The sequence below is a fragment of the Candidatus Neomarinimicrobiota bacterium genome, from assembly GCA_021157965.1.
In the GTDB taxonomy this organism is placed as follows: Bacteria; Fidelibacterota; Fidelibacteria; order Fidelibacterales; family Fidelibacteraceae; genus Fidelibacter.
This window is the reverse complement of record JAGGVO010000042.1, coordinates 1-12,102: the sequence shown is the minus strand read 5'-3', so window position 1 is coordinate 12,102 and position 12,102 is coordinate 1. Positions and strand designations below refer to the sequence as shown.

Below are 12,102 nucleotides of genomic sequence, written 5' to 3'. Positions count from 1 at the left end.
TGTTGATCCCGTGACCTCTAATAATTCTCCATCATCACTTCAAAATAGGATTGGGGATGAAGGCAGGCGGGACAGTTCTTTGGAGCAGAGCTGCCTTCGTGGAGATAGCCGCAATTCCGGCATTTCCAGACAACTTTCCCATTTTTGGCAAAGACTTTTCCCTGTTCCAGGTTTTCATAGAGTTTTCTGTAACGGGTTTCATGGGCTTTTTCCACCCGGGCAATCAGTTTAAAAGCCGAAGCCACATCCTGGAATCCCTCTTCTTCGGCTACTTTAGCAAATTCAGGATAAAGCTCTTTCCACTCTTCTTTTTCACCCTCTGCAGCGGCTTCCAAATTTTCCAGGGTTGTGCCGATTTTTCCGGCAGGGTATATAGCCGTAATTTCAACCGGTCCCCCTTCCAGAAATTTGAAGAAACGCTTTGCATGTTCTTTCTCATTGAGAGCTGTTTCTTCAAAAAGAGCTGCAATCTGTTCCAATCCCTCTTTTTTTGCCTGTTTTGCAAAATAATCATAGCGCATCCGTGCCTGAGATTCTCCTGCAAATGCTTTCAATAAGTTCTGCTCTGTCCGGGTCCCCTTTATTGACGCCATGTGAATCTCCTTTTGGTAACGGGTTAATATTTATCTGAAAAGCAATAATAAGCATTCATGAGAAATATAAACAGAAATTTTATATCAAAATCAATCGATTATGAAAATCTGCCAAATGCTAAGCCCCGACTCGTATTATATATAAAAAACAATATAAGCTTGCATCTCATTGCCGGTGTGATTATTTTGTCCCCGGGGATCACAAATCATAAAGTTCTTCCTATATAGGGACATTAAAATTTATAAATCACTGTTACCCATATTCTGGCCCAAGCACCCGCCCCAACCCAGCTCATGAATCCAAGAATTTATGAACCTCTCAACGTCTTAATTTCTAAACGTATCAACCCATCTTCCATAATTAATTGCTAAACGCTATACCTTTCTTTAAATTTACCAGCTTTGTAAAATAAATTATCAGGAGACCGATTATATGGGTGTCATGAATCAAATGCGGGATAAAATGTCAATCATCCTCGGGATCGTAATTGTCGCATTTCTGGCGACGATTTTTTTTAGCTGGGGTATGGGCATCAATGGTTCCCGCAGCCAAAAAAATATTATCGCGGAAGTGAATGGGACGGAAATTACTCTGGAACAATACATGTCCGCCTTAAACCAACAGATGTCCTACTATAGAGAGCAAACCGGACAGGAGTTGGATGCAATGACCCGGGTTCGACTTCAGGACCAGGTCTTTGAAAGGATGGTTCAGGAAATTCTGATACAGCAGGAAATTGAAAAACTGGGATTGGAAGCTACAGACGAAGAGGTCTATTTCTACCTGGAAAACAATCCCCCGGAATATATCCGGCAGGCTGAAATATTTCAAACAGACAGCCTTTTTGATCATCAGAAATACCTGAACATTCTCAGAGATCCTTCAAATCCTTATGGTATTAACTGGGTGCCTATCGAGGAAGAAATCCGGAGGATTCTCCCCTATGAAAAGCTGAATGAATATCTGGCTGCTACGATCATTGTAACTGATGAAGATGTCCGCCGGGTCTATGCTGATGAGACTGTCCTTTATGATATTGAATATCTGACGGTTGCCTCTAATAAAATTCCTAACGATACCATAAAAATAACTGACGAGGAAATCCGGGACTATTATAATCAGAATAAAGAAAAATATAAAATCCCTGAGACAAAAATTCTTCAATGTGTCAGCTGGTCTAAAGTGCCATCTTCGGAAGACACCCTGCTTGTCCGTAAAGAGATTGAAGAGATATTGCTTCGTCTTGAAGAAGGCGAAACATTTGAAGACCTTGCCAGGATTTTTTCTCAGGATCCGTCTGCATCGGAAGGCGGAAGCCTGGGATATATTCAAAAAGGTGAAATGGTTAAGCCCTTTGAAGATGCCGCTTTTTCGGCACCCCTTCATAAGGTGGTCGGACCCGTTGAAACCCGTTTCGGATATCATTTAATTCGGGTTGATGACCGGAAGGTGGAAAATGGCGAACCCCAGGTGAAGGTTTCCCATATTCTACTGAAAGTGGATGTGGGGCCCAATACACTGGATAATCTTGCTTCCGAAGCCCGGATTTTTACCTTTGACGCGGAAGACCAGGGTTTTGAGAAAGCTTTGAACTATTATAAGCTTCAAGCAGATACGACACACATGGGAGTTACAGAGGATAACTATTATTATCCGGGACTTGGATTTGTCCCCGATTTGACCCGGTGGGCTTTCCGGAATAAAGTCGGTGCAATTACAGAACAACCTTTTGAGACACAGGATAAAATTATTGTCGCGCAAATTATCGAGGAAAAACCGGAATCATATCAATCCTTCAGTGAACTCAAACCTACCCTTGAACGGCAACTCCGGCAGAAAAAGAAAGATGAACTCAGCCGTCAAATAGCTATGGAACTTACTGAATTAGAGGGAAATCTCTACGATTTGAAAGATGAGAATCCCCTGACGGTTTTCGGCAGTGAAGAAGCAATCACGTTAAAAAACCCGCCGGTACAGTTCAGGAATAATCCGGTGTTTGATGAACTTGTCCGCATGGCCGCGCTGAATGAAATTGTGGGACCTGTCAAAACATCCCGTGGATATACCCTCATTCAGGTGATGAAAAAAAGTGCCTTTGATGAAAAAGGATTTCGGATTCAGCAGGAATCCATCAGACAGCGGCTCCGGAGAGAAAAAGAAACGACAGTGATTGAAGCCTTTCTCGCAAAACTCAGGGAAAAGGCTGAAGTTCATGACTACCGGAATAAATATTTCTGATTATTATTTTCTGATACGAACAATAAAAAAAGGCAGAGTTTTTTCTGCCTTTTTTTGCTTATTGATTTTTCCGTTTAATCATAGTTTTTTTAGTGCCTGCTGAAAACGGGTTTCCACTTTTTCATTTTCATTTCGGAGCGCTTTTACGAATTTGTTTTCGTCATAACTTCCGCGAACCGATTCGAAATCCTTCTGCTGAATCGTTTCATCACCATCCGGACCGTAGCCGATGCGGCTTGTGGGATCAAATTCCTTTTCTGCATCCTTCAGAATCATGTTGTTCAGTTTCAGAATATTCTTCTTCCAATCTTCCAGAATCAGCTTCAGCTGGTCCCGATTCAGATTTTCCGGATACTTTCCGAATGTTTGCCTAACGACCTGTGCCCACCATCTCAGATTGTCTTTTTTATAATTTGCGGCTGTATTCTGCAGGATGGCAAGCAGTGCTTCAACTGAATCTGTATCGTCACGGCATATCGTATCAATACATCTGTTCAGACCTTTTTCTGATACCAGCATTCCAGCCAGATCAAACCATTTTTCGGGTGAGTCACCAGAATTCTCTGATATTTCCGTAAAAACTTCCCTGAGTGTTTTCCCTGTCTTTTCATGATTCAAAAGCTTCAACAGGATTTCTCCCAGGTAAATGGCCACCGCTATTTTGTAGTATTTGACGCCTGTTCTCAACAACAGCCGTTTAATGACCAACCCCTTGTAAGAGACAAATTCCTGTTCTTTTCTGCTTTTTTCATTCAGCTCCTGGAGGATTGAAATGGCATTTAAAACTTTGCCGATGGTTCGGGGATTGAAGAGATCAAAATGGATCTGATCGAACTTCCGGGGATCTTTACGGCGGTCACGCGCCGGCCATTTTTCACTATCCCGCCGGGTTCCCACGGTAAAGAGATTCATGGCGGGAGTAAGCTGGCTTTTTCCCGCTTCGGCTGTGATATAGGAGAAGGGAAAATCTGCGGCATCAAAATTCCCCGTGTGTTTTCCCGTCACCACACTGAAGGCACCGACCCTGCAGGGCCAGAGCATATAGGAGAGTGAACCGGTTTTGACACCGCGTTCCAGGATTCCCTGATGCAATGGGCCCAGTTTGTACATGTGATTGCTTTGATTGGTTCCGCTTCCTGCATTGTAAAAGGAAAACATACCGGCAATCATGAGTGTTGATTTGTGATGGGTGACGGTGTAAGGTCCGCCGAAGACACTGACGGCTTCTCCGTGGAATCCCTCACAATTGGCAAAGAAAGCCGATCCTTCTGCAGAATACTGCTTACCCAGGCGGACACCCTGTCCCACAAAACACTTATCCAGCAGCACCCCATCCCGGATATGGGATCCTGATTGCACGATAAAGTGTTTGGCTATAACGCCGGAACCGATTTTCACAGGATCTTCCCGGCATCCTGCCAGGGATCCCTCTTCCAGGAGGAGAGCTCCCAGGACTTCAGCTCCTTCACCGATTTCCATGTTTCGTAATACCTGGCAGTTCCGGATTTGGGCATAAGGTCCCACATAACCCGTGGTGCAGGTTTTTTCGTTGCAGTAATTTCGGATCAGGGTTTGCAGCTTTTCCATTAAAGCATCATGATGACGAAAATGGGCCAGCATGTAGGCAATTTGTGCAGAGAGCTTGTCGTATATAAGTAACTCCCGACCTCCGCCTTCATTGAGAACCTCGATTTCCGTCCCGTTTCCAAACCTGGTTTCACCTGTCACCGCCAAAGATTGTACCGAATCCACAACAGCGTGATGAGAAATCTCATACCGGCACAGATTCTGAACATTGCAAATCAGGGCATTATCCCCGATAGTGCAGTCTTTCAAAGTACTATTCCAAAGACCTGCAGGATGCCTTCCCCGGTCCGGAAGGGTAAGATCCTCAGTAAAAATCCCGAGACTCACCTTTCCCTGAAAACGGACATTGTGGATCCGTTCCGGGGTAAAGCGCTCATGAACCAGAATGGTTTCCCAGGATTCGGCGGAGCATCCCTGCTTTTTCAGACGACCGATTTCCTGTGATTTGAGTTTACGATATAACATCGTGTTACCTGATTCTATACTTTTGGTAAATTATGAAGGGCATCGTGTTCAATATTCTTGAAATATTTCACCGTTCCCACCTTCAGTTCCATGGTGGCTTCCTCGTCGCAGCAAATAATGCCGTGGGGGTGCATCTGAAGCATGGACACAGTCCACATGTGATTTATTCCTTCTTCCACCACATTTTGGAGCGCCCGGGCTTTTTTATAACCGTTTACAATAATCAGCACTTCATGGGCCGCCATCACCGTTTCCACACCTACCGTCAGAGCCATTTTGGGGACTTTGTTCACGTCGTTATCAAAAAAGCGCGAGTTGGCCATAATGGTATCATAGGTAAGGGTTTTAATCCGCGTTTTGGAAGATAGCGAAGATCCCGGTTCATTAAAAGCGATGTGCCCATCCGGACCGATTCCTCCCAGGAAAAGATCAATTCCGCCTGCATCCTTAATCTTTTGCTCATAATCACAGCACTCTTTTTCCAGATCCGCCGCATTTCCATTCAGGATATTCACATTTTCTTTAGGGATATCGATATATTTGAAAAGGTTATCCCACATGAAAAAGTGATAACTCTGGGGATGATCTTCCGGAATACCCACATATTCATCCATATTGAAAGTGATGACATTTTTGAAGGAGACTTTACCTGCTTTATGGAGTTTCACCAATTCCTGATAGGTCCCGATGGGAGAGGAACCGGTTGGAAGTCCTAATACAAAAGGTTTGTCTCCCTTCTTTTCAGCCTGGTTGATTTTGCTGGCTACATAGTGGGCCACCCACTGACTCAGATGATCATAATCATTGTAGATCAAGATACGCATAGCATCCCATCCTTTCTTTTATTCTTGTTTTATCATTATTCTTGCATCAGCCACAAAGACGCCTTTACTTTTGTCCAGCACGATGAGGGGGTTAATATCCAGTTCCTGAATGTCGGGATGATTCACGGCCAGTTGCGAAAGCCTGAGAATGCATTCTATAACTTTATCCAGATCCCGTGGTCCGTGTCCACGTACACCGTGAAGAATGCTGGAGGATCGGGTTTCTTCAATCATATGCTCCACATCACTTGTTTGCAGAGGAGCAACCCGGAAACTCACATCCTTGAAGACTTCCACATAGATTCCGCCCAGACCGAACATAATGACCGGACCGAAACTGTTGTCCCGGTTGAGTCCCAGAATCACTTCTTCTCCATCTGAAATCATTTGTTCGATAAGGACTCCCTTCACTTTGGCGTTGGAATCATATTGTTTTGCCTTTTCCAGGATTGTTTTATAGGCTTCTTTCACCTCTTGATCAGACCGGATATTCAGAATCACGCCGCCGGCTTCCGATTTATGGATAATTTCATCGGATACGACTTTCATGACCACGGGATATCCCATGGATTCAGCCTTCTGAACGGCTTCATCTTCAGAACGGGCAAGAACCGATTCGACAACCGGAAAAGCGTAAGCTTTCAGCAGTTCATCCGAGAGATCTTCTGTCAGGTAGTGTTTTCCTGCGTTTTTCACTTCCTGAATAATTTCATTTACCCGTGCATCATCCACATCTTTAAATACCGGTGCCGGCTTTGGGACTTCTTTCCGATCCTGGTTGAAATGATATACGGTTGCAAATGCCCGGCACATGGATTCAGGCCGGGTATAATGGGGGATTTTATTTCGCTGAAGTACATCGATGCCCTGAGCTACATCTGCCTCCCCCATAAAAGAGGCGTAGACCGGTTTGTTGTAATGGTGAGCGACCTTGGCAATTTCCCGGGCGATAAGGTCGATTTCCGTCATGGATTGAGGGGTTAGAATGACAAAAACACCGTCCACAGCCGGATCTTTAAATGCGGCTGACAGGGCCACACTATAACGGTCCGCCCTTGCATCCCCAATAACATCCACCGGATTTTTAATATTTGCAGTCGCCGGCAGGCTTTTTTTAAGGATGGCCGTGGTTTCATCAGAAAATTTTGCCAGTTCCAGACCGTCACGTATCGCAGCATCTGTTGTGAGAACACCGGGTCCCCCTGCGTTGGTGATAATAGCTACCCGCCTGGATTTTGGGATGGGCTGATAGGCAAAAGCTATGGCAATATTGAACATTTCATCGACATCCTGGCATCGGATAATGCCTGTCTGGCGAAAGGCGGCATCGCACACTTCATCGCTTCCGGCCATGGAACCTGTATGGGATGCAGCAGCAATGGCCCCTTCGGATGTTCGCCCCGATTTCAGAATCAAAACCGGTTTTCCGGCCTTAATTACTTCACGGGCTGCTTTCATCAGTCCCGGACCGTCTTTGACCTCTTCAAGGTACATCAGGATAATCTTTGTTTTTGGATCATCCTTTAGATAATAAAGAAGGTCAATTTCTGTTACATCAGCCTTGTTACCAAAACTAATAAATTTAGAAAATCCGATGCGTTTTGCATAGGCGTAATCCAGGACAGCGGTACATAAGGCTCCGCTTTGGGACAAAAACCCGATAGTTCCCTCCTCCGGCATGCGGCGGGCAAAAGAGGCGTTGATTTTGGACCGGGCATCCGTATTAATAACACCCAGGCAATTGGGACCAATGATGGACATCCCGTATTTATCGGCAATGGCCTTGACCTGCTTTTCCCTTTTAATGCCTTCTCCACCGACTTCTTTAAAACCGGCTGATATGATAATAGCGGCTTTGATTCCCTTCTGACCACACTGCTCAAGGGCCAGATGGATGACAGATGCAGGAAAGACGATGATCGCCAGATCTACTGAATCCGAAATATCCGTCACATATTTGTAAGCTTTGATTCCGGCTATAAAACGCTCACGCGGACTGACAGGATAAACAACACCGTTGAAATCCGCATCCAGTATATTTCTGAGTATATCATGTGGAACTGTTCCCACAACTTTATTTGTTCCTACAACTGCTACAGAATCCGGATAAAATATTTTATCCAGATTTGCCTTGAAATCCTTTTTCATGAGGATTCCCCCGTTTGATTAATATGTCGCTTATGATAAATGTGATGAGATAAATTCCACGGCATCGGCAACCGTCTGAACTGACAATGCCTTGTCTTCATCCAATTCGACGTCGAATTCTTCTTCAAAAGCAGCAACAAGTTCCAGACTCTGCATGGAATCCGCTCCCAGATCAAAGATGAAGTTAGCATCATCAAAGATTTCTTCCGGATCCATTTTCAATACGTTGGCAACGACTTTCTTTACCCGTTCCTGTACCTCGTTTTTTTCCATTCTTTCCTCCTGTTGGTTGATATATCGGCTATGGTGCATATTTAATGATGGGTCTGTAGATGTCCCCCATGCATATAACAGGATTGAATCAACGGATCTTTGTTTAGGGTGAGGGTCAATTATCGGAACGTGCGAGATAAGAGCCCCGTTTTCAAAATTTAAATAAATTATAATAGGATTTGAAGCGACATGCAATATATTCTTTCTATTTATTCTCCGGGAAACCGGGCTTGGTTGAGGACTTTAATTTTGTGACTTGATTTTGTCTGTTGTATATTTCAAAAATTTAAAACAGGGGAATTCTGAGATGAACGAAAAACGCTCGATAGCATCCTGGGCTCTGTACGACTGGGCCAACAGTGCTTTTGCAACGACGGTGATGGCCGGATTTTTTCCTCTCTTTTTCAATCAGTATTGGGCGGATCCTTCCAATCCTACACGGAGTGTCATGTATCTGGGATGGGCAAACTCGGTTGCATCTATTGTCGTGGCCCTTCTGGCCCCTTTTCTGGGAGCCGTGGCAGACCGGGGGACTGCCAAGAAGAAATTTCTGTTCCTTTTTGCTTTTTTAGGGGTTTTAATGACTGGCGGACTCTGGTTTGTGGCCCAGGGAATGTGGAAATTTGCCGCATTGCTCTACGTGCTGGGTACCGTAGGGTTTTCCGGAGGCAATATTTTTTATGATTCCCTTCTCCCGGGAGTGGCGACGGAAAAAAAGGTGGATTTTGTCAGTAGCCTGGGGTTTGCCATAGGATATATCGGCGGGGGACTCCTTTTTGCCGTGAATGTTTTTATGTTTCTAAAGCCTGATTTCTTTGGAATTCCCGACGGAGCAACTGCCATAAAACTCTCGTTTCTCAGCGTTGCGGTGTGGTGGGCTGTTTTTTCCATTCCTATCTTTCTCTTTGTGAAAGAACCCCGCCTTATAGATGCTGTGCCGCTTCATAAGGCTTTTGTAATGGGATGGCGCCAGTTAATAGGTACTTTCAGACATATCCGGCACCTTAAAGTCGTCGGACTCTTTCTCTTTGCCTACTGGTTGTATATCGACGGGGTGGATACGATTATCCGGATGGCCGTGAGTTACGGGGACTCTCTGGGATTTGACAGCAGTGTTCTGATTTCAGCTTTGCTGATTACCCAGTTTGTCGCCTTTTTCGGATCGCTTGCCTATAGCTGGTTTGCCCGGAAAATCGGTGTGAAACCCGCCATTATGGTGGCTATTTGTGCCTACTGCCTGATTACAATTCTGGGCTACTTTATGAACCAATCCTGGCATTTCCTGGCTCTGGCCATCTGTATCGGACTTTTTCAGGGAGGTATTCAAGCCCTGAGCCGGAGCCTGTATACACGGATCATCCCCAAGGAAAAATCAGCGGAATTCTTTGGCTTTTACAATATGCTTGGAAAATTTGCCGCCGTGGTCGGCCCTTTCCTCATGGGTACCATCGGGTATATTTCAGGTAACCAGAGAATGGGGATATTGTCTATCCTCTTCCTCTTTATTGGCGGGGCTTATTTCCTTTCCCGGGTGAATATCACAGAAGGGGAAATCATGGCGAAAAAATACCTCGCAGATTAAATAAAAACCTTTTACTAAAGAGTTTATGATGCGTATCACATTTTTATAATCAGTATTGCATTGAGATGAAAATACAACTATTATAATAATAAACCATAACGAACAAAGTAGGGGGTACATTATGAGAAAATGTGCTGTTGTTTTGATGTGTCTCTTCGTACTGGCCGGAATGACCTTTGCCGGTATGACGGACGAACAAATGCAGGTACGGGCACAGAAAGCCGTACAGAATTTAAGACCGTCTTCACAGATGCTGAAGGTGGATCAATACCACCCTGAAACGGCGAACAAGCCCCATAGTCCGAAACAGATGAGAGATCGGAATGTATGGAAGGAAAATGTGATGTTACATCACTTGTCCGGAATTTCCATGCAGAAATCCACAATTGATTTCTCTATACAGATCAATGGCGCAGATACAACAATTTATGCTGTTGGCGACAGTATTACACTGACAGTAACGGCAGACCGGCCATTAGGCACTATGATCTTTGTGGATGATGGGGACAATGTGTTTTCATTCTCAGATCTGAATGCTTTTGCCCATTTGGAGATGGGAGGCGAGGAATTTGTTTTCATGATTGAAGATGGGGATGAAATGGATATGACACCTCCCGGAGACGGTATTTGGGAAGTGACGATATCCACGGAATTTGAAGAGGATGGTCCTCTTATATCTCTTCAGAATGCCACTATCTATATCGTCGTCATGGATATGAATACTGAAATGTACGACCTGGCAATGGCTTATTGTGAGGAACCCATAGGCGCAACGTCTTTTATTACTGGCAATGTGTCGGATGGGATGAATCCTGTGCAGAATATTCTGATGGTTGCTTTCCCAGGTGTCATTGATTCTATGTATGCGAAATCCGAAGATGAACCGGAGGTTGTTTTCCTGACAAAAACTGATCAGAACGGGAATTATTCCATGGCCATACCAAAAGAAGCGGAGAACATGTTCCCCGGCCCATGGACAGTTTTTGCCCTGAATATCTGGCAGGTTCCGGGTGGCATGTATGCCGAACCCATGTATTATACGGTTTTTCTCCCCGGGACTCCTGTTGCCGATTTTACACTGGTTGAAGGGGCTTATTTCATATCCGGTTTTGTGACTTCAACAGAAGGGCTTCCAGTCTCCAATGTGCGGATGCTGGCCAATAACGGTATGTATGAAGTGATGGGCACGACAGATGCAACGGGTTATTATGAAATTCCGGTGATGCCCGGTTGGTGGGAAATTGAATTCATCGAAGAAGACCTGGCCGGACAATACCTCATCCCCTATTGGGGCCAGTATTATGCCGATGTCATGGATGCAGATGTCACCCTGGATATCCAGCTTTACAATGTGTATCCTCAGGATGCTATAAGCGGAACGGTTTCTTTCAATGTTCCGGACAAGTATGCGTTAACAGATCTGTCTGTGATTGCAGATAAATGGCCCTTTGGATATTCCATTGCGTCTGTGGATGAATTCGGGGATTATGCCGTGCCTGTAACATCTGAGCTGGATTGTGTGTATGTTGATGACTGGAACGGCATGTCTTATGGATATGGGGTTTGGGTATCCCGTAATGATTATGAAGATCCTATGACGGTTCCTGACTATTATCCTGAAGTTATGTCCGGTTCATCCGGGATTGATTTTCAGATCATTGAACCCGACGCCGCCCTCTTCGGTGTCGTTACAGATTATCAGACTGGCTATCCACTCTACGATGCGGAAATCAATGTATACACTACAGATTACACTTATGATTACTGGACTTATACGGATGAATATGGGAATTACTATTTTGATCTCATTGGTGGTATGATGTATATCATCGAAGCGTACTATCCCGATGAATGGTATATGCCGGCTCTTGTGGATACCCTTTTTATTCCTCAGGGTGGCATGGTGGAATATCCGATGGCTCTGAAATCTCCAGAGGAATTTGTATACTTTCAGGGGAATGTCTATGATAATGATAGATTCCCCGTAGGTGGTGCTGTAGTGGATATCGAAAGCTATGAGTACTTTGCCAGAACCACGACAGACGGTGCCGGATACTTCTATTTTGATGGCTTGAAACCTTATGAAGGATATAATATTACAGTCAATGCAGAAGGATTCAATACCTGGTATGGCAATGTTTGGATTGATGGTCCTGTTGATAATTATGAGATTTATCTTTCATCTCATTCGGATACCGGTTATGTCTGGGTACAGGGACAGGTTACCGATGGCGTGAACCCTGTCGGTGGCGCCATTGTATGGCATTATGATGAATACGGTGACCACCATATCTGGACCGACGAGAACGGATATTTTGACCTCTGGGTACCTCAGGGGGAATTGAACCTGAAAGTCGGAGCCAATGGGTTCTATGCCGAAAAACCCGCGTT

Annotated in this window: 8 protein-coding genes; 3 read left to right on the top strand and 5 right to left on the bottom strand. The window is 44.7% G+C overall.

Translation table 11 applies throughout. The features are described 5' to 3' along the window. Positions 1–17 precede the first annotated feature (17 nt). The gene (locus J7K63_06700) at positions 18–593 is read right to left on the bottom strand and encodes a rubrerythrin family protein (protein MCD6234707.1); all 576 of its coding nucleotides are present in this window, start codon (positions 591–593) and stop codon (positions 18–20) included. 433 nt (positions 594–1,026) lie between these two features. Between J7K63_06700 and J7K63_06695 the strand changes: the two genes are divergently transcribed. Continuing rightward, a complete protein-coding gene (locus J7K63_06695) occupies positions 1,027–2,832 on the top strand; it encodes a peptidylprolyl isomerase (GenBank protein ID MCD6234706.1) in 1,806 nt (601 codons plus the stop codon). A 78-nt stretch (positions 2,833–2,910) separates the two neighbouring features. Here the strand turns inward: J7K63_06695 and J7K63_06690 are convergent, their stop codons facing one another. The 4 genes from J7K63_06690 to acpP are packed head-to-tail and all read right to left on the bottom strand — an operon-like array spanning position 2,911 to position 8,129. Next, positions 2,911–4,884, bottom strand: coding sequence for a DUF4954 family protein (locus J7K63_06690; GenBank protein MCD6234705.1), 1,974 nt, complete (start codon positions 4,882–4,884; stop codon positions 2,911–2,913). Positions 4,885–4,898: 14 nt separating this feature from the next. Then, positions 4,899–5,708: a glucosamine-6-phosphate deaminase gene (locus tag J7K63_06685; GenBank protein MCD6234704.1), complete on the bottom strand. Its 810-nt coding sequence runs from the start codon at positions 5,706–5,708 to the stop codon at positions 4,899–4,901. 18 nt (positions 5,709–5,726) lie between these two features. Continuing rightward, positions 5,727–7,856, bottom strand: coding sequence for an acetate--CoA ligase family protein (locus J7K63_06680; protein MCD6234703.1), 2,130 nt, complete (start codon positions 7,854–7,856; stop codon positions 5,727–5,729). A 30-nt stretch (positions 7,857–7,886) separates the two neighbouring features. After that, positions 7,887–8,129 (bottom strand): acyl carrier protein, encoded by a 243-nt coding sequence (acpP, locus tag J7K63_06675; protein MCD6234702.1) that lies wholly within the window; start codon positions 8,127–8,129, stop codon positions 7,887–7,889. 307 nt (positions 8,130–8,436) lie between these two features. On the opposite strand from acpP, the gene J7K63_06670 reads away from it, so the two are divergent. Then, on the top strand, positions 8,437–9,711 hold the full coding sequence (locus J7K63_06670) for an MFS transporter (protein ID MCD6234701.1): 1,275 nt from the start codon (positions 8,437–8,439) through the stop codon (positions 9,709–9,711). A gap of 121 nt (positions 9,712–9,832) precedes the next feature. After that, positions 9,833–12,102: carboxypeptidase regulatory-like domain-containing protein (locus J7K63_06665; GenBank protein ID MCD6234700.1), on the top strand; the 2,270-nt coding region annotated here is incomplete at its 3' end.

Bases quoted from the DNA above. Each gene is read 5' to 3' on its own strand.
- J7K63_06700 (MCD6234707.1), bottom strand. From the start codon at position 593: ATGGCGTCAATAAAGGGGACCCGGACAGAGCAGAACTTATTGAAAGCA.
- J7K63_06695 (MCD6234706.1), top strand. From the start codon at position 1,027: ATGGGTGTCATGAATCAAATGCGGGATAAAATGTCAATCATCCTCGGG.
- J7K63_06690 (MCD6234705.1), bottom strand. From the start codon at position 4,884: ATGTTATATCGTAAACTCAAATCACAGGAAATCGGTCGTCTGAAAAAG.
- J7K63_06685 (MCD6234704.1), bottom strand. From the start codon at position 5,708: ATGCGTATCTTGATCTACAATGATTATGATCATCTGAGTCAGTGGGTG.
- J7K63_06680 (MCD6234703.1), bottom strand. From the start codon at position 7,856: ATGAAAAAGGATTTCAAGGCAAATCTGGATAAAATATTTTATCCGGAT.
- acpP (MCD6234702.1), bottom strand. From the start codon at position 8,129: ATGGAAAAAAACGAGGTACAGGAACGGGTAAAGAAAGTCGTTGCCAAC.
- J7K63_06670 (MCD6234701.1), top strand. From the start codon at position 8,437: ATGAACGAAAAACGCTCGATAGCATCCTGGGCTCTGTACGACTGGGCC.